Here is a 17,251-nt window from a genome sequence, read left to right on the forward strand (position 1 = left end):
GTGTGCGTGCTCATCGGCGGCCTCGCCGGCGGGTGTCGGTGGTGAGCTGTTCGTAGCCGGGCCGGTCGCCGTCGGCGAGCCGCTGCCAGGCGCGGGCGAACAGTTCGGGTGCGGGGAGGTGCGGCAGGATCGCGTGCCCGGACGGGATCTCGTACAGGCCGGCCTTCCAGACCTCGACGGGCAGGCCGGGCGTCTTGGCCTCCTGCCAGCCGCCGGGCAGGAACAGGCCGCGGCCGGCCCGGGACCGCTTGGCCTCCAGCACCAGTGCGCCGGCGGCGGCGAGTTCGGCGCGGGCGCGCTTGAAGCGGGTGGGCTTCCAGCCGTTCCAGCGGGCGATGTTGCGGTCGGTGGGGTCGGGCAGCGCGAGCAGTTGCAGGTAGAGGGTGGCGGCGTCCTCGCCGAGTCCGAGTTCGCCGGCGGCCTCGGCGACCAGGGCGGGGGCGCTGCGCTGCGGGTCCTGCGGCCAGCCGGCGGGTTCGTCGGCGGCGCAGCCGTGGGCGGTGAGCCGGGTGAGGTCGTCGCCGAGCAGGGCGCGCAGTGCGGTCACTCCGCTCGCGACGTCGTGCGCGCCGACCAGGCCGGCGAGCAGGTCGAGCAGCGGGTCGTCGGCGCCGGTGAGCGCGGCGGGCCGCAGGTACGCGGTCTCGCCGCGGCGGCCGGGGGCGAGCACGATCGCCTCTCCGCAGGCGGTCGGCTCCTCCGTTGCGGCGTCCTGTTCGGGCAGGCCGAAGTGGTCGCGCAGCACGGCGGGGAGCGTCCGGGCGCGGACGGTGGAGTACCGGTTGAGGTCGAGCAGCAGGTTCGGGTCGGCGAGCCGGGCGCGGATCGCGGCCAGCGCCTCGGGCAGCACGGGGCGCAGCTCGGACCCGTGCGGCAGGCGGTACGCCAGCCAGCGGAGCGCGCCGACCGCGCCGGCGAGCTGCCCGCCGCCGGGGACGGCGCCCGGGTCGTCGGGCAGCAGTTCGGGGCCGTGTTCGGTCGGGCGGACGCGCTGGGTGGTGGTGCGGGCGATCCAGCCGGTGGTGGCCGGGTTGAGGACGGCTTCGACGGCGAAGACGGTCGTCCCGTTGACGGCGGTCTGGTCCTCGTCGGGGAGGGTTCGCAGTCGTCCGCGGAGTTCGAGCCAGCGGGCGGCGGCGGTGTCGGCGGCGAGGCCGGTGGTCCAGAGCTGGGCGGGGTCGGCGGGGAGCAGGGCGGCCATGACGGCGTCCCACTGGGTGCGGTCGACGGTGCGCAGCCAGGTGGTGGCGGCGTTGACCTGGGCGGACTTCAGGTCGTACTGGGCGAGTTGCTCGGCGGTGGGGTCGCCCACCCAGGAGAACAGGCTGGGCGGCGCGGCGAGCACCAGGGTGGCGCGGGCCCGGCCGATGCCGATGGCCGCGTCGAACGCGGTGACCTGCTCGGGCTGCCAGGCGATCGGGCCGTGCTGGGCGAGGCCTTCGGTGAAGCGGGCGATCCAGTCGGCCGTCAGGTCGTCGTGGACGCGCCGCTCGTCGGTGACGGTGAACTCGGCGACGGCGCCGAACTCGCCGGCCGGGTCGTGTTCGATCGCCGCCCAGTGCAGGTGCTGCCCGGTGTTGCGGCAGGCGAGGATCACCACGGTGCGGTCGCCGTTGCGCAGCACCTGGCCGGCCCGGTCCTCGAAGCGGTCGTTGCTGTTGTCCTCGACGAGGGTGAACTGACGGAGCGTCGGGCCGCGGTCGGCGAGCCAGCCCCGGGTGAGTTCGGTGAGCAGCAGGGTGAGCGCGGCGCGGGCCGGTTCGCCGGTGGCGGGGGTGGCGGCGGCCACGGCCATCGGGGCGGTGCGGCCGAGCAGGTGGGCCCAGCCGTGGTAGCCGAAGTTGTGGGCCCGGCTGCCGGGCAGGTCGAGCCGGACGGGGTCGACCGTCCAGCCGTCGGGCCGGCTCTGCGGCGGGGCGGCCAGTGCCTCGGTGACGGCCCGCAGGTGGGTGAGCACGTGCCACTCGCCGGGCGTGCGGTCCCAGGTCCGGCCGAAGCCGTCCAGGTGGCCGAAGACACCGCGGACTGCCTCGAACAGCACGTCGTCCTGGCCGTGCTCGGGCCGGCCGGGGGCGGCCGGGGCGTCGACCTCGGCGGCTTCGGGCTCGGTCTCGGGCTGCGGGAGCGGTGCGAAGCGGGCGGCGCGGGTCGCGGTGTCGGTGGCGATCCGGGCGAGTCCGGCGACGCCGGCCCGCAGCAGCGGGTCGGTGAGGCCGGGCAGCAGCTCGGCGACGGCCGCGACCGGAACGGCGTGGCTCGCCGAGGTGCCGGCGACCTGCCGGACGGCGCCCTGGATCGTCAGCAGCTCGGGGCGGCCCGTGCGTTCGACGTCCTTGGCGTCCACCGGCCAGGCGGCGTCGAGGAGTTGGGCGGCCTGGGCGTCGGTGACGGTGCGCAGCAGTCGCGAGCCGGCCTCGTCGCGGGGGCGCAGCGCGTGCCAGTGGTCGAGCGGCGGGACGAGGGCGGTGCCGGCGGCGTGCAGTTGGCCGGGGTGGGAGGTGGTGAGGTCGGCGAGCCGGTCGCCGGTGCGGTGGGCGCCGTCGGCGGGGCCGAGGGCGACGCTGCGGTCGGCGGCCGTCAGCGTCAGGGCGGCGCCGCCGGGCAGGTCGAGCCGGCCGGCGGGGTGGCGGTGGCCGACGGGTACGGTGACCAGGCGGCCGTCGACGCCGTGGTGGGTCGCCCGGTCGGCGCCGGTGCGGACCCAGCCGCCGAGCAGCGCGCCGTCGGTGCCGAGCGGGGTGTGTTCCAGGCCGGGCTGCATCGGCAGCAGCCGGGACTGGAGCGGCTGGAGGGCGCCGGAGGTGTCGCCGTCCTTGCTGAACAGCGGCGGTGCGGAGGCCCGGCCGAGGGCGCCGGTCGGCGGGTCGTACTCGACGAGGGCGCCGCGGCGGTACGTCCAGTGGCCGACGCCGTCGCTCATCACGGGGCGTTCGGCGGGCAGCACGGTGTCGCCGGCGTGCAGGACGCGGCCGCCGGTGGCGCGGCCGCCGCCGGGCAGCGGCAGCGAGGTCCAGCCGATGTTGTGGGGGCCGTAGTAGCCGATGTCGAGGGGTTCGCCGCCGGGCACGAAGGTCTGCCCGGGGCGGCCGGACCAGTAGGCGCGGAGGCCGTCGGAATCCCGCCAGGCGACCAGGAGTTCGCCGTCGACGAAGCGCAGCCGGGGGCTGTGCCAGCGGGACAGGTCGGCGGGCGAGCGCAGGTCGTGTTCGAGCAGGATGCCGTCGGGGCCGACCACGACGGCCTTGTTGTGGCGGGCCAGGATCAGGTTCGGCCAGGCGTCCTCGACCTGCAGGTCGCTGCGGTTGATCCGGCCGGGGACGCGGCCGGTCGCCTCGTCCTCGTAGCCGAGGCGGCGCAGCGCCTCGTCGAGGGCGGGCCAGCCGAGTTCGTCGAGGATGCCGGCCCGGAGGGTGTGTCCGAGCAGGGCGGCGACGTCGAGTCCGGCGATCCGGGCGGCGGCGGCCGGGTTGGCCTCGATGACGGCGGGGCGCACGGCGACGAGGTCGGCGAGCAGCGCGGACGCGCCGGACAGGCCGGTGGCGGACAGCAGTTCGTCGGCCCGCAGGTCGGCCCATTCGACCAGCAGGGCCTGGAGCGCCGGGTAGTCGGCGAGCTGCGGGCCGAGGCGGCGTCCGTTCGAGGTGCGCAGGAGGGCGGGGACGGCGTTCCGCAGGGCGGTGCGGAAGCGCGGGTCGGCGGCGACGGCCGCGAGGTCGCGGCGGCCGGGGCCGCCGTGCTCCAGCCAGTCGCCGAGGTCGATGTTCCGGATCTCCTCGGGGTCGGCGACCGGCACGTTCTCGGCGAGCAGCAGGTCGAGCAGGTTGAGCGCCGTCGGGTGGGTCGGGGTGAGCTCGACCGGGACGGCCTCGGTGCGCAGCCGTTCGACCATCCGGGCGGCGAGTTCGACGGTGTCCGCGCAGGCGGGGCGGGAGCGCCAGCCGCGGTCGAGGTGGGCGGTCCAGCGCCGGAGCCAGCGGGCGGCGGGTTCGGCGCCGGTGGTCTGCGGGTCCGTCAGGAGCCGCTCGGCGCCGGTCTCGTGGAGCAGCGCCAGCCAGTCACGGTCGACGGCGGCGTCGTCCTTGGCGCCGGACGGGGTCGGCAGGATCTCCAGCAGGCGGGCCCGGACGGTGTCGTCGCGGCGGGCGAGCTCGACCAGCGCGCCGTGCCAGGACTTCCACACGGCGGCGGGGGCCCGTCCGACGGCGGGCGAGGTCAGCAGTTCGGCGAGCAGCAGCTGTTCCTGTTCGCCGCGGTCGAGGCCGGCGGCGCGGATCAGCTGCCGGGCGTCCTCGGCGATCCCCGCGTAGGGGGCCATGCCGGCGCCGGAGCGTTCGGCGCACAGCTGGCGGAAGCGCTGCCAGGCGGTGGCGGCGTCGAGTCGTCCGGCGAGGTCCTTGACGTACTGGCGCAGCGATTTGACGGTCAGTGCGCCGCCGAGCGCGAACTCCAGGAAGACGGCGCGCAGCCGTTCCTCGTCGATGGCGAGGCTGTGGGTGCGTTCGGCTTCGCGGGCCTTGCCGAAGTACGTGCCGGCGTAGGTCTGGTTGCCCTGTTCGAGGAAGATCCGGCCGACCTGTTCGCAGTAGGTGGGCAGGAAGTGCGGGACGGCGCGGCCGAGCCGGACGGCGAGTTCGTCGAAGCCGTCCTTGGCGTTGCCGGGCTTGGACTTGACCTGGCGGGCGAGGCGTTCCATCTCCTTGACCACGGCGAGCGCGTGGTGCCCGTTGGCGGGGTCGTTGACCAGCGCCCAGGCGGGGAAGCCGAGTGCCTCCTGGCGGACCTGGCCGACCTCGACGGGTTCGGCGGCGGGTGTCAGGCCGAGGAATTCGACGGCGAGGTCCTCGGCCGGGCCGAGGGCGGCGGGCACCAGGCGGACGACGGTGCGGCCGTCCAGGCCGGGGTGGCGGTAGCTGCGGGCGGTCAGCGTGTCGGCGGTGCTGTCGAGGCCGTCGGCGGCGGTGACGGTGCCGACGGGCAGGACGGCGCCCGCGTCGAGCAGGTGGTCGTGGTCGTGGTGCTGCTGCGTCATGCCGACGCCTCCTCTTCGAGCGTGCGGCCCGCGTACAGCGCGGCGGCCATCCTCATGCCTTCGGACCAGGCGACCGGGCCGACCTCGGTGAGCGGCACCGGCCGCCCCTCGGTGCCCGCCCAGCCGAGCCCGCCGGTCTCGCACTCGTCGTAGTCGTAGTAGTCGCCGACCCAGACCCGGGCCTCCAGGGTGCGGCCGCCGTCCACCAGCGGCACGGTCGTGTACCCGCCGCGGACGCGGTAACCGAGTCGGGCGCAGCGGCCGACGAGTTCGCGCAGTTCCTCGTAGCGGCCGCCGGCGTAGGTGTCGACCTGGGTGGCGGCCGGTTCGAGGTCGGCGGGCCGGTGCCAGACCTCGCGGTGCAGCTGCTGGAGCTGCTGGGCGACGCCCAGTTCGGCGGCGAACTCCCGCAGCTCGTCGAGGTCTTCGAGCAGCACCGGGTGCGGGATGCGGATCTCGGCGTCGGTCAGGCGGACGGTGTCGCCGTCGAGGTCGACGACGCCGAGGCCGCGCTGCGGGTCGGCGTCGCGCAGGAATCCGGCGACGGAGCCGTCGGCGCCCGTCACCACGAGGTCGCGCAGCACCGCGCGCCAGGTCTCGTCGGCCCACACGGCGGCGATCACGGCGGCGGGCACCGGGAGCGAGCGGACCATCCACCGCTCCGCGGTGGCCAGGCACTGGCGTTCGTGCGCGGCGAGCCACTCGGCGAGTTGGCGCAGCCCGACGACGGCGGGGTCGTCCTTGAGCTTCGACGGGACGGTTTTCAACCGGCGCCCGGCCGCGTTGCGACACGCGACCTTCCCGTCCGGTTCCAGGGCGACCTGATAGTCACCCGCTGCCAGCCATGCCACGTCAAAGCCCTCCCAGCTGCTGTTTTCGAGCTGGGACGAACGTAACGGGCACCACCGACAGGTGATCGTCCGGGGGTCCGGGGCGGGCTCCCCGCCGCACTCGGGGCGCCGTTCTGACGGCGGTTCGGTCAGAGCTTGGCGGCCACCGGGCGGACGTAGGTGCCGGGGTGGGTGGCACCGCTCTGATCCTGCGGGTTGGCGCCGCTCCAGTCGACGACGACGTAGGCCTTGCCGCCGGGCTGGAGGGTGACGAGTTCGCCCTGCGCGGCCTGGTAGCGGGGCAGGCTCCAGGTGCCCTTGTCGCCGACCAGGTCGAGGCCCGGGTAGCCCTTCATGGTGCACGCCGACTTCGACCGGTTGGTCGGTTCGATCTGCTCGACGCCCTGCGCGTCGGGCGTCTGCGCGCCGCTGCCGGGGCCGAGGGCGGCCTTCAGGTCGGCGGCCGTGCACGTGCGGCTGCCGCCGGCCTGGGAGTTGGCGGCCTGAGGGGTGGCGGCCTTGGGGCTCTCCGGCGTGCCGGAGGGGCTGCTCGCCGGGGGGTTCGGCGCCTGCTGTCCGGCGTTCGACGCGGTGGCGGCCGGGGCGGGGGCCTTCGCCGCGCCGGCGTCGCCGGAGCCGTCGACGTCGTCGCCGCAGGCGGTCAGGGTGAGGCCGAGGGCGGCCACCAGGCCTACGGCGGCGGTGAGTTGACGGGTGCGCATGCTGGTTCTCGCTCATGGTTCTGCGGCCCCGCGGGCGGGGTCGGTGCGGTTCGTTCGGCCGGTCGCGCCCGGCCGGGCCGCACGATCTCCGAGCCCGATGGACGTTCGACGGGCACGCCCGTTCGGGCGGGGTCTACTGTGGCCCCCTGCGACCGCCGACGATCTTCGTCCGTCGGGCGGCGCCGGGCAGGGAGCGGAACGTGATGGATGACACGGGGCGGGGCGCCGTCGCACTGGCGGTGGCCCTCCGGGACGCGCATTTCCGGCTGAAGGCGCTGGTGCGCGGCTGGGAGGAGCGCCTCCCGGGGCGCGGGCGGCAGTCGCTGGGGCCGGTGTGGCAGTATGCGGACGACCCGGACGAGGCCTCCTACGCCGACGGTTGGGTCCTCGAACTGGACGGCGGCCTCGCCGTGGTGTTCCAGCTGCACATCAGGTTCGGCGCCGCCGGCACGGACCTGCTGGCCGAGGTCTCCGTCCAGAACGAGGCGGGCGACGTCGCCGAGCTGCTGGCCGTCGGCCCCGAGGAGTTCCCGCCGAGCGCCGGAGCGCTGGCCGCCGAGATCGCCCACTGCCTCGACCACCTGGAGCGACTGGACCTCTCCGCCGTCCCCGGCTGACCCTCCCGCAGCAGCACGGCGGTGGCCCCCAGGTCCTCCCCCGGTGCCCACGCCTGCGCTGACCCGAACAGCCTCGCCGCCGCCCTCACAACCCTCCGCGTCGCCACCCCGGCCGAAGCGCAGCGCTTCAACGGCCGACCAGACCCAAATCGTAAGCAGTGACCACGAGTCGGACCCGATCGCGGCCACCCACCATCCGCCACCCCGACCCGCCCCGCGACCCCCCACCACCCCGACAACCGCCACCCCCGACCGAAGCGCAACGCTTCAGCCCCCGCCGCCCGGGCAACCGTCGTCCCCGACCGGAGCGCAGCGCTTCAACGGCCGACCAGACCCAAATCGTAGGCAGTGACCACGAGTTGGACCCGATCGCGGCCACCCGCCATCCGCCGCCGCGACCCGCCCTGCGGCCCCCGCCGCCCCGGCAACCGTCACCCCTGGCCGAAGCGCAGCGCTTCAGCCCCCCGCCGCCCCGACAACTCATCGCCCCCCAGCCGAAGCGCAGCGCTTCAGCCGACCGCCGCCCACCGCCCACCCCCCACCGCCCGGGCCACCGTCGTCCGCCGGCCGAAGCGCTGCGCTTCAGCCGACCAGGCCCGATTCGTAGGCCGTGATGACGAGTTGGACCCGGTCGCGGGCGTCCAGCTTGGTCAGCAGGCGGGAGATGTAGGTCTTCGCGGTGGCGGTGGTGAGGTGGAGTTCCTCGGCGATCTCGGTGTTGGAGCGGCCGAGGCCGACCAGGGTGAGGATCTCGCGTTCGCGGCCGGTGAGGTGGGGGAGTTCCGCGGGCGGGGCGGCGGCGGCGACGGGCCCCCGGGCGAAGTGGGCGATCAGACGGCGGGTGACGGTCGGGGCGATCAGGGCGTTTCCGGCGGCGACGACCCGGATGGCGGCGAGGATGTCGTCCAACTCCATGTCCTTGACCAGGAATCCGGAGGCGCCGGCCTGGAGCGCGCCGTAGACGTGTTCGTCCTGGTCGAAGGTGGTGAGCACGAGTACCTGGGGGGCGTCCTCGGCGGCGGTGACGTGGCGGGTGGCCTCGATGCCGTCCATGCCGGGCATCCGGATGTCCATCAGCACGATGTCGGGCCGCAGTTCGGCGGCGAGGCGGACGGCGTCGGCGCCGGTGCCGGCCTCGCCGACGACGGTGAGGTCCGGGGCGTCGGTGATGATCATGTCGAGGGAGGCGCGGACCAGCGGCTGGTCGTCGACGAGCAGGACGCGGACGGCGGTCATCGGGTGAGCTCCAGGGACGGGAGGAGGTCTTCGCGTGCGGTGACGGGGAGCGGCAGTCTCGCGACCACCCGGAACCCGCCGTCGGGCGTCGGCCCGGCGGTGAACTCGCCGTGCAGCAGGACGGTCCGCTCGCGCATGCCGACCAGGCCGTACCCGGGCCCGCCGCCACTGCCCGAACTTCCGCCTCCGCCACCGGCGTTGACCACACTCACCGCCAGCTCCGCCGACCCGTACTCGATCACCACCCGGCAGGCCCGCACCTTGGCGTGCCGCACCACGTTGGTGACGGCCTCCTGCACGATCCGGTAGGCGGAGAGCTCGATCTCGGGCGGCAGCGCGCGGCGCTCGCCGGAGCGGTGCACGGCGACCCGGACGCCGGCGGCGGCGGTGGTCGCGGCGAGGCGGTCCAGGTCGTCCAACCCCGGTGCGGGGGCGACCTGTTCGGCGGCATCGGGGGTGTCGGCGTCGCGCAGCGCGCCGAGCAGGCGGCGCAGCCCGGCGAGGGTCTCGCGGCCGGCGGTCTCGACCTCGCCGAGGGCGGCGCGGGCCCGTTCGGGTTGGGTGTCGAAGACCCGGCGGGCGGCGCCGGCCTGCATGGCCACGATGCTGATGTTGTGCGCCACCATGTCGTGCAACTCGCGGGCGATGCGCAGGCGTTCGGTGGTGATGGCCTGTTCGGTGGCTTGCGTGCGGAGCGTCTCGGCGTGGGTGTGGCTCTGGTGGACGGCGTGTCCGATCAGCCAGGCGATGGCGGTGGTGAGCGCGGCGGTGAGGGTGGTGCTGCCGTAGTCGTCCATGCCGCTCAGGGCGCGCAGGCCGGAGTAGCCGAGCAGGGTGCCGAGGGCGAGCGCGCCGGCGGCGACGGAGGTGCGGGTGGGCCGGGTGGCGGCGAGGTAGCAGATCGCGACGTCGACGACGAGGTACTGGAGCAGCGGGATGTCCGCGACGGCCATCGCCATCACCGACGCGACGGTGCCGAGCAGCAGCAGGCAGAGCGCGGTGAGCGGGCGTCGGCGGCGGCGTCCGGCGGCGATCACGGCCAGGACGGCGATCACTTCGTCGATCTGGTTGCCGGTGCTGAGGGTGAGAACGGAGATGCCGTCGCGGGTGTGGCTCTGCTCGAAGACGGTGTACGCGGTGACGGCGAGCCAGAGCAGCACCATCCAGGTGCCGGGTGCCACGCGGGAGAGGACCTTGGGAGGCACCCGGGTGAGATTCATGCTCCCGAGCGTAGCGATCACCGCCGGGGCGGCGCAGTCCTCCCCGGATGACATCCCGGAGTTGATCGTCCGTCACCGCGATTGTTGTCCGTCGGCGACTGCGGGCGGGCGTCGCTGCCCGGCACCGTTGTCCCCGTGATCGAAGTCAACCGTCTCACCAAGCGCTACGGCCGCGTCATCGCCGTCAACGACCTGTCCTTCACGGTCCGTTCGGGCCATGTCACCGGTTTTCTCGGCCCGAACGGTGCGGGCAAGAGCACCACCCTGCGGATGATCCTCGGGCTGCACGCCCCGACGTCCGGTTCGGCGACCGTCGCCGGCCGGGACTGCCGGGGTCTGCGGCGGGCGCTGCGGCAGGTGGGGGCACTGCTGGACGCCGGTGACGTGCACGGCGGCCGGACGGCCCGCGACCAGTTGCGTTTCCTCGCCCGCAGCAACGCGCTCCCGGCGGGCCGGGTGGCGGAGGTGCTGCGCGAGGTGGGCCTGTCGGCGGCGGCGGACCGGCGGATCGGCGGCTTCTCGCTGGGCATGCGGCAGCGGCTGGGCATCGCGGGTGCGCTGTTGGGCGACCCGCCGGTGCTGATCTTCGACGAGCCGTTGAACGGGCTGGACCCGGAGGGCGTGCTGTTCGTCCGGGGCCTGTTCCGGCGGCTGGCCGCCGAGGGCCGCACCGTGTTCGTCAGCAGCCACCTGATGACGGAGATGGAGCACACCGCGGACCGGCTGATCGTGGTCGGGCGCGGCGAGTTGCTCGCGGACGAGACGGTGGCGGAGTTCGCGGCGCGCGGGTCGCAGCGGAGCGTGCAGGTCCGCACGACCGACCCGGCGGAGCTGGTGGCCGCGCTGACCGCCGGGGGCGCGCGGGTCGCGCAGGCGCCGGACGGCCTGCTGACGGTGACCGGCCCGGACGCGGCGGCGATCGCCCGGACCGCCCTCGACCGGGGCCTGCTGATCCACGAACTGACCACCCGGACGGGCACGTTGGAGCAGGCCTTCATGGAACTGACCGGCAGCAGCGTCGAGTACGCGGCAGGAGCATCCGCATGAGCACCCTGACAGACCTTCGCCCCGCGGACGCGCCGCAGGCCAGGTTCACCGACCTGGTGGCCGCCGAGTGGATCAAGCTCCGGTCGCTGCGGTCGATCCCGTGGTTCCTGCTGGCCGCCGGGCTGACCCTGGTCGGCCTGAACGCCAACGGCGCGCGCCTCTCGCGGGCCGAGTTCGGCTCCTGGACGGCCCAACAGCAGCAGTACTACGCCGAGTTCGGGGCGCTGCACGACGCGTTCACCCGGCCCTGCGGGACGCTGGTGCTGCTGCTGATGGGCTCGCTGGGCGCGATCGCGATCCTCAGCGAGCAGACCACCGGCCTGCTGCGGACCACCTTCGCGGCGGCGCCGGCCCGCCGGGAGGTGCTGGCCGCGAAGGTGCTGCTGGTCACGGCCGTGGCGACCGGGTTCGGCGTGCTGGTGGCGTCCGTGTCGTTCTGGCTGGACGAGGCGATGCTGGCCGGCCGGTACGGCGGCGTGTCGATCGGCGATCCGGGCGCGCTGCGGCTGGTGGCGGCGTCCGCGCTGCTGGCGCCGCTGGGCGCGCTGGTGGGTCTGGCGGTGGGTGCGGTGATCCGGCACAGCGTCACGGCGATGGTCGCGCTGTTCGGGCTGCTCTTCCTGATCCCGATGTTCGTCCGCGACACCACCCACCTGGGCGCGGTCGTCGCCCACGCGCAGCCGTTCAACGCCTGGGCCCGACTGGGTCTGGTCGGGGAGATCACCGGCCAGCCCTTCCCGTCCTCCGTCGGCGGGGCCTGGGCGGTCTACCTGGTCTGGGCGGCCGTCGCCGTCCTGCTGGTGATGACCGCCGTGCCCGGCCGCGACCAGTGAACTCCCTTTTCCCCTACCGGACTTACCAAGGAGCTCCCATGACCGGGATGACCCGCCGCCGTCTGCTGGGCACCGCCCTGGCCCTCGGCGCCGCCGCACCGCTCGCCACCGCCCTGCCCGCCACCGCCCTGCCCGCCCGGGCGGACACCCCGTCCTCCCCCGGGCGGCTCACCCTGCCCGCCCCCACCGGCCCGTTCCCGGTCGGCACGGTGGCCCTGCACCTGGTCGATCCGAACCGCCCGAACCCCATCGCGGGCATGAACCCGCACCGCGAGCTGATGGCGAGCGTCTGGTACCCGGCCCGGGCCGCCCATGGCCTGCCGCTCGCCCCGTGGCTGCCCGACGGCACGATGCGGGCGTTCCTGACGGACACCGGCTTCCCGCTCGACCCGGCGCTGGTCCCGCTCACCGCCGGCCGCATCGGCGCGCCCGTGCACCGCACCGGCCACGGCCTGCCCGTCGTGGTGTACTCGCACGGCTCGGGCAGCCACCGCGCCGACCACACCGTGATGGTGCAGGAACTCGCCAGCCACGGCTACGCGGTGGTGACGGTGGACCATCTCGGCAACTGTTTCAGCGAACTGCCCGACGGGCGGGTGATCACCCCGGCCGACAGCCCGGGGCCGATGTACGCGCTGGACTACTCCGTGGACCTGCGCTTCGTCCTGGACTGCGTGGAGCAGCTCGCCGCCGGCCGCAACCCGGACGCCGAGCGCCGCCCGCTCCCGGACGGGCTGGGCGCGGCCCTCGACACCTCGCGGATCGGCATGTTCGGCTGGTCGAAGGGCGGCACGGCCACCGCCTGCACCATGCTGGCCGACCGCCGGGTACGGGCCGGTCTGGCCCTGGACGGGCCGATGCAGCCCGGCTTCGGGCACCCCAGCATCACCGCCGACCTGGACCGGCCGTTCATGATGATGACCGCCGACTTCCCGCGCGCCACCGACCCGTACGTCGCCGAGTTCTGGTCCCACCTGCGCGGCAGCCGCCTGGAACTGCGCGCGGCGGGCGCCGTCCACTCCTCGTACGGCGACAACATGACGCTGATCCCGCAGGCCGGCCGGATGCTGGGCCTGACCGAGGAGCAGATCCACCGCATGGTGGGCACCATCGACCCGGCCCGTGCCCTGCTGATCCAGCAGGCCTACCCGCTCGCCTTCTTCGACCTCCACCTGCGCCACCGCGCCGCGCCGCTGCTCGACGGCCCCTCGCCGCGCTTCCCCGAAGTCGCCTACCTGCCCTGACCCGGGACGCCGCTCCGGACGGCGGCCGGGGGCGGTGACGAAGGGCGGGTCGCGCTGCGGGCGGCACCGCGCCGGACAGGGCGCGGCGCCGCCCTGCGGCGTGTCCCGCGCGCCCGGCCGCCGGAGCCCCGGCCGGCCGCCGGGCGGGCGGGCTCAGGGCCGGGTCGCGTGCGGGTGGCCGCAGCGGTACAGCGGGTCGGCGGTGTCGAACGGCACGTCCTCGCGGGCGGCTTCCACGGCGGCCGTCGACGAGGGCAGGTCGAAGGGCAGGATGCCCGGCATTCCGGCCCGGCCCAGGGCCGCGTCGAGCAGCACGTCGTGCTCGGCGCCGAAGTCGCCGATCAGCAGCGCGGCCCGCTCGGCGAGCGGGGTGAGCACGGCGGGCCGGTCCAGGTACACGGCGAACGCGGTGGGCACGGTGTCCGCCAGCGCGCGCAGCCGCCGCACCTCGTCCGGCGGGAAGTCCAGCGAGCCGCTGTGGAAGTACCGCTCCAGCATGCCTTCGCGCTGCTCGTAGGGCGCCTGGAGGCGGACCACGGCGGCGTCGGCGTCCTCGGGGCGCGACACGACGGTGCCGTAGCGGGCGGCGACGGCCGGGTCGACGCCCTCCACGTACAGCCGCCGTCCGGCCACCGGCTGCCCGGCGACCTGCACCAGCGCACGCCGCTGGACGGTGCGGCCCAGCTCGCGGCCCTCGGGCGTGCCGACCAGCGCCGCGGCGGCGTCGGGGTCGACGTACGGGTCGTCGAACAGGCCGAGGCGGAACTTGTCGCGCAGGATGCGGCGCGCGGAGGCGTCGATGCGTTCCTCGGCCACGGCGCCGGAGCGGACGGCGGCGAGGACCAGTTCGGGGTCGGTCTCGCCGCCGAGCTGGTCGGCCCCGGCGTCGACGGTCAGCACCACCTGTTCGGCGACGGAGAGTTCCTCCACGCCCCAGTGGCGCGGCGGGAGGGTGGCGAGGCCGGGGACCTCCATGCCGGTGATCGCGTTGAAGTCGGTGCAGATCACGCCGTCGAAGCCGTACTTCTCGCGCAGCAGGCCGGTGATGACGTCCCGGTTGAAGTTCGCGCCGACCTCGGCGAGTCCGCTGCCGGAGGGGATCGCGTAGGCGGGCATGATCTGCGCGGTGCCGGCCGCGAACGCCGCCTCGAACGGGATCAGGTGCTGTTCGAAGGCGCCGCCGGGGTAGACCAGTCGGCGGCCGGCGGCGAAGTGCGAGTCCTCGCCCCGGTGCTGCGGGCCGCCGCCCGGGAAGTGCTTGGTCATGCAGGCGACGCTGTCCCTGCCGAGCGTGTCGCCCTGCAGGCCGCGGATGTAGGCGGTGATCATCCGGGCGGCGCGCTGCGGGTCCTCGCCGAAGGTGCCGCTGATCCGGGCCCAGCGCGGCTCGGTGGCGAGGTCGGCCATCGGGTGGATGGCGACCCGGATGCCGACGGCGCGCAGCTCGCGGCCGATCAGCCGGGCGTACTCCTCGACCAGCGCCTCGTCGTCGGTGGCGGCCAGGCCGATCGGCTCGGGTCCGGCGCTGAAGCCGCCGCCGGCGTGTGCGGTGGCGGGGTTGGACGCGAAGCCGTGCCGGGGGTCGGAGGACAGGGTGACGGGGATGCCGAGCCGGGAGGCCGCGGCGAGGTCCTGGACGTGGTTGTTCCACTCGGCCATCGCGCGGGGGTCGGGCACGGCCATCATCGCGAAGTGGGTGACGCCGCGGGAGGCGATCAGTTCGGCCCCGGTGGGCAGCGGGATCGGCATCCGCGGGTCGGAGCCGGTGACCATCCGGCCGTGGCACATCAGGGCGGCCTTCTCGGGGAGCGTCATCCGGCCGAGCAGGTCCTCGACGCGTTCCTCGACGGGCAGCCGCGGGTCCTCGTAGGGCTCCATGGTGCCGTTGTGGTTGAGGTCGCGGAACGGCGTGCCGTCCGTGTGGCGCAGGTACGCGGTCGGCATCAGAGCACCGCCCCGGCGGCGGGAGCGACCTTGGCGAGGAAGGCGTCCAGGGTCTCGGGGGCGGTGCCGAGCTCCAGCAGGAAGCCGCGGGCGTCGCCGTACCGGGCGTGGACGGCGTCGAGGAAGGCGGCCATCGCGCCCGCGGGGGCCTCCAGCAGCGGGGCGGGCACGGTCAGCGTGCCGCGCTCGACGTCGTTGAGGGCTTCGCGGTGGCGCTCGGCGAGTCCGGCCCAGATCTGCTCAAGGGCGTCGCCGGTGCGGGCGTAGTCCTCGACGATGCGGTCGGCGGGCACGCCGAGCAGGTCGAGCAGCAGCGCGGTGACGAAGCCGGTGCGGTCCTTGCCGGCGGCGCAGTGCAGCAGCACGCCGCCGGGGCGGGTGGCGGCCAGGACGGCGGCGGCGACCCCGGCGGGCGCGCCCTCGGCCATCGACACGTAGAAGGCGCCGAGGTCGGCGGCGGTGGTCATGGTGGCCATCCGCGCTTCGAGTTCGGGCGAGGTGGGGTCGATCGAGGCCTCGACGACGTCGATGCCGGCGGCCGTGACGGCCGTCCAGTCCTCGGGGGTGCGTTCGGAGTCGCCGCGCAGGTCGACGACGGTGCGGATGCCGGCGGTGCGCAGCTGCTCGACGGTGGCGGCGTCGGCGGCGGGGAACGGCTGGGCGGAGCGGTACAGGACGCCGGGGCGCAGCCGGGCGGTCGCGGGGTCGGCCTGGGCCGCCGGGTCGCGGAAGTTGACCAGGGACATGCGGGGTCCTCTCGGAGGTGGTGCGCGGTGCGAAGGGGCCGGACGCGGGGGCGGTCCGGGCGGGATGTCGGGGGGTGCGGGAGGCCGCACGCTCGAACACGACATCTAGATGTCTAGATGTCTACCTGCTGCGGCGGCCTCCGCGCAAGCGGCGGCCGGGTGAACGTCCGGCCAACGCCCGCCGCCGGGTCGGCGCTCCGTAGGATCTGCGACGTGGCAGCAGACCGAAGCGGCACGCCGCTGTACCGCACGCTCGCGCATCGGCTCCAGGAGCGCATCGACTCCGGGACGTACCCGGCGGGCGCCCGGCTGCCCAGCGAGCCGGAGTTGAGCGCCGAGTTCGGGGTGAACCGGCTGACGGTCCGCCAGGCCGTGGCGGAGCTGGAGCGGGCGGCGGCGGTGGAGATCCGGCGCGGGGTGGGCACCTTCGTGCGCGGGCCCGCCGTGCGGGTGTCGATCGACGTGGATCCGCGCAGCCGGCGCGTCGATGTCGGCAGCACCAGCCTGGCCCTGCCCGGTGACGGCGAACAGCCGGGCGCCGCCGGGGAGTTCGTGGTGGCCGCACCGAAGGTGACGGGTTCGGCGGAGGACCGGGAGGCGGCGCGGCAGCTGGGCCGACCGCTCGCGGCGCTGTTCCGGGTGGACACCGTGACCCGGCTGGACGGGCGGGCGGGCGCGGTGAGCAGCTACTGGGTGGCGTTCGGGCCGCTGCCCGCCGAGCTGGTGCGCCCGGGCCGGGCCGGCAACCTGGTGCAGGACCTGGCCCGGGCCGGCGGCATCCAACTGGAGTACGACTGGCGGGCGTTCGGCGCGATCGGCGCGGACCTGGCGGACGCCGAGCTGCTCGGCGTCCCGGTCGGCGCGCCGCTGCTGGTCCGCGAGGGCGTCAGCTGCACGCCGGAGGGCACGGCGGCGCTGTACGTACGGCGGCGGATCGACGGCCGCAGCGCCCGCTTCGTCCTGCGCTACCGCGAGCACGACGCCGAGTACGACGCCGGGCACGACGCCGGGCGCGACGCCCGCCGCTGAGGTCACCGCCGCGGGTCGCCCGGCGGCGGCATCAGCCGGCGGAAGGCCTCCCACCAGGCGTCCATCGGCACGTCCTCCTCGACCCCGTGCAGGACGCGACGGCGGGTCATCGCGCCGAGCACCGCGCCGAGCGCGTGCGGCCGCAGGTCCTGGTCGAGGTCGGCGCCGAGCCGGGCGGCGGCGGTCTCCACGGTGCGCTGGACCAGCTTGTCGAGCAGTTGCACGGCGTGGTCGTGCACGGTGCGGATGCCCATGAACCGCCGGCGCAGGGCGCGTCGGCGGACGGTGTGCTCGGTGGGTTCCTCCAGCGTGCCGTCGGTGCGGGACACCGCGTGCAGGAGGGCGTCCCAGAGGTCGAGTTCGGCGGGCGCGGCGGCGAACTCGTCGAGGATGCGCTCGCCGAAGTCCACGCCGAACAGCAGGGATTCCTTGCTGGCGTAGTACCGGAAGAACGTGCGGTGGGCGATGTCCGCGCGGCGGCAGATCTGGTCGACGGTGGTGCGTTCGAAGCCCTGCTCCTCGTACAGGTCGAGCCCGGCGGCGCGGATCGCCTGGCGGGTGCGCGCCTTCTTGCGGTCGCGCAGACCGGTCTCCGCCGTGGCGCCGGCTGCATCCCCCTGCGGCTGCATGCGTCTCCTGCTCCTGGTCGCCGCCCGGTGTTCGCCGCCGGGCGTCCTGGTTGTCGTCGGGTGTACAGAACCACGCGTGGCAGGGGCGGCTCAAGGCACGTTCCGAACCGTCGTCAACTGGCCAT

13 protein-coding genes are annotated in these 17,251 nt (G+C 75.1%); 5 read left to right on the plus strand and 8 right to left on the minus strand.

Annotation, left to right across the window (positions count from 1 at the left end):
• Positions 1-10: 10 nt before the first annotated feature.
• The 3 genes from ACFV4P_RS28175 to ACFV4P_RS28185 form a co-directional block, all read right to left on the minus strand.
• Positions 11-5,029, minus strand: coding sequence for a hypothetical protein (locus ACFV4P_RS28175; RefSeq protein WP_380475739.1), 5,019 nt, complete (start codon positions 5,027-5,029; stop codon positions 11-13).
• Entirely contained in the window at positions 5,026-5,880 is an 855-nt protein-coding gene (locus ACFV4P_RS28180; protein WP_380475741.1) for a DUF4132 domain-containing protein, read from the minus strand. The genes ACFV4P_RS28175 and ACFV4P_RS28180 overlap by 4 nt, the downstream gene beginning before the upstream one ends.
• Before the next feature lie 128 nt (positions 5,881-6,008).
• Positions 6,009-6,581, minus strand: coding sequence for a DUF4232 domain-containing protein (locus ACFV4P_RS28185; protein WP_380475743.1), 573 nt, complete (start codon positions 6,579-6,581; stop codon positions 6,009-6,011).
• A gap of 203 nt (positions 6,582-6,784) precedes the next feature.
• On the opposite strand from ACFV4P_RS28185, the gene ACFV4P_RS28190 reads away from it, so the two are divergent.
• The gene (locus ACFV4P_RS28190) at positions 6,785-7,198 is read left to right on the plus strand and encodes a hypothetical protein (protein ID WP_380475745.1); all 414 of its coding nucleotides are present in this window, start codon (positions 6,785-6,787) and stop codon (positions 7,196-7,198) included.
• Positions 7,199-7,780: 582 nt separating this feature from the next.
• Here ACFV4P_RS28190 and ACFV4P_RS28195 read toward each other — a convergent pair.
• Both ACFV4P_RS28195 and ACFV4P_RS28200 read right to left on the minus strand, forming a co-directional pair.
• A complete protein-coding gene (locus tag ACFV4P_RS28195) occupies positions 7,781-8,434 on the minus strand; it encodes a response regulator (RefSeq protein WP_380475747.1) in 654 nt (217 codons plus the stop codon).
• The gene (locus tag ACFV4P_RS28200) at positions 8,431-9,654 is read right to left on the minus strand and encodes a sensor histidine kinase (RefSeq protein ID WP_380475749.1); all 1,224 of its coding nucleotides are present in this window, start codon (positions 9,652-9,654) and stop codon (positions 8,431-8,433) included. Before ACFV4P_RS28200 ends, ACFV4P_RS28195 begins: the two co-directional genes overlap by 4 nt.
• A 135-nt stretch (positions 9,655-9,789) precedes the next feature.
• Between ACFV4P_RS28200 and ACFV4P_RS28205 the strand changes: the two genes are divergently transcribed.
• The 3 genes from ACFV4P_RS28205 to ACFV4P_RS28215 are packed head-to-tail and all read left to right on the plus strand — an operon-like array spanning position 9,790 to position 12,778.
• Positions 9,790-10,701: an ABC transporter ATP-binding protein gene (locus ACFV4P_RS28205; protein ID WP_380475751.1), complete on the plus strand. Its 912-nt coding sequence runs from the start codon at positions 9,790-9,792 to the stop codon at positions 10,699-10,701.
• Complete coding sequence (locus tag ACFV4P_RS28210; RefSeq protein ID WP_380475753.1) at positions 10,698-11,534, plus strand: ABC transporter permease; 837 nt, start codon at positions 10,698-10,700, stop codon at positions 11,532-11,534. Before ACFV4P_RS28205 ends, ACFV4P_RS28210 begins: the two co-directional genes overlap by 4 nt.
• Before the next feature lie 38 nt (positions 11,535-11,572).
• Positions 11,573-12,778, plus strand: coding sequence for an alpha/beta hydrolase family protein (locus ACFV4P_RS28215; protein ID WP_380475755.1), 1,206 nt, complete (start codon positions 11,573-11,575; stop codon positions 12,776-12,778).
• Positions 12,779-12,931: 153 nt separating this feature from the next.
• Here ACFV4P_RS28215 and ACFV4P_RS28220 read toward each other — a convergent pair whose 3' ends face one another.
• Together ACFV4P_RS28220 and ACFV4P_RS28225 are read right to left on the minus strand one after the other, a co-directional pair.
• Positions 12,932-14,722, minus strand: coding sequence for a glycoside hydrolase family 3 protein (locus tag ACFV4P_RS28220; RefSeq protein ID WP_380475757.1), 1,791 nt, complete (start codon positions 14,720-14,722; stop codon positions 12,932-12,934).
• Complete coding sequence (locus ACFV4P_RS28225) at positions 14,722-15,468, minus strand: tyrosine-protein phosphatase (protein WP_380475759.1); 747 nt, start codon at positions 15,466-15,468, stop codon at positions 14,722-14,724. The genes ACFV4P_RS28220 and ACFV4P_RS28225 overlap by 1 nt, the downstream gene beginning before the upstream one ends.
• A 213-nt stretch (positions 15,469-15,681) precedes the next feature.
• Between ACFV4P_RS28225 and ACFV4P_RS28230 the strand changes: the two genes are divergently transcribed.
• Positions 15,682-16,497, plus strand: a complete 816-nt coding sequence (locus tag ACFV4P_RS28230; RefSeq protein WP_380475761.1) for a GntR family transcriptional regulator — start codon at positions 15,682-15,684, stop codon at positions 16,495-16,497.
• A 2-nt stretch (positions 16,498-16,499) separates the two neighbouring features.
• On the opposite strand, the gene ACFV4P_RS28235 is transcribed toward ACFV4P_RS28230, so the two are convergent.
• Positions 16,500-17,126 (minus strand): TetR family transcriptional regulator, encoded by a 627-nt coding sequence (locus ACFV4P_RS28235; RefSeq protein ID WP_380475763.1) that lies wholly within the window; start codon positions 17,124-17,126, stop codon positions 16,500-16,502.
• Positions 17,127-17,251 lie beyond the last annotated feature (125 nt).

Origin of the sequence: Kitasatospora sp. NPDC059795 (assembly GCF_042732175.1) — a bacterium.
Taxonomy (GTDB): domain Bacteria; phylum Actinomycetota; class Actinomycetes; order Streptomycetales; family Streptomycetaceae; genus Kitasatospora.

What these genes read in the sequence shown, in the direction of transcription:
- ACFV4P_RS28175 (WP_380475739.1), bottom strand. Translation starts at nt 5,029, where the DNA reads ATGACGCAGCAGCACCACGACCACGACCACCTGCTCGACGCGGGCGCC.
- ACFV4P_RS28185 (WP_380475743.1), bottom strand. Translation starts at nt 6,581, where the DNA reads ATGCGCACCCGTCAACTCACCGCCGCCGTAGGCCTGGTGGCCGCCCTC.
- ACFV4P_RS28190 (WP_380475745.1), top strand. Translation starts at nt 6,785, where the DNA reads ATGGATGACACGGGGCGGGGCGCCGTCGCACTGGCGGTGGCCCTCCGG.
- ACFV4P_RS28195 (WP_380475747.1), bottom strand. Translation starts at nt 8,434, where the DNA reads ATGACCGCCGTCCGCGTCCTGCTCGTCGACGACCAGCCGCTGGTCCGC.
- ACFV4P_RS28200 (WP_380475749.1), bottom strand. Translation starts at nt 9,654, where the DNA reads ATGAATCTCACCCGGGTGCCTCCCAAGGTCCTCTCCCGCGTGGCACCC.
- ACFV4P_RS28210 (WP_380475753.1), top strand. Translation starts at nt 10,698, where the DNA reads ATGAGCACCCTGACAGACCTTCGCCCCGCGGACGCGCCGCAGGCCAGG.
- ACFV4P_RS28215 (WP_380475755.1), top strand. Translation starts at nt 11,573, where the DNA reads ATGACCGGGATGACCCGCCGCCGTCTGCTGGGCACCGCCCTGGCCCTC.
- ACFV4P_RS28220 (WP_380475757.1), bottom strand. Translation starts at nt 14,722, where the DNA reads ATGCCGACCGCGTACCTGCGCCACACGGACGGCACGCCGTTCCGCGAC.
- ACFV4P_RS28225 (WP_380475759.1), bottom strand. Translation starts at nt 15,468, where the DNA reads ATGTCCCTGGTCAACTTCCGCGACCCGGCGGCCCAGGCCGACCCCGCG.
- ACFV4P_RS28235 (WP_380475763.1), bottom strand. Translation starts at nt 17,126, where the DNA reads ATGCAGCCGCAGGGGGATGCAGCCGGCGCCACGGCGGAGACCGGTCTG.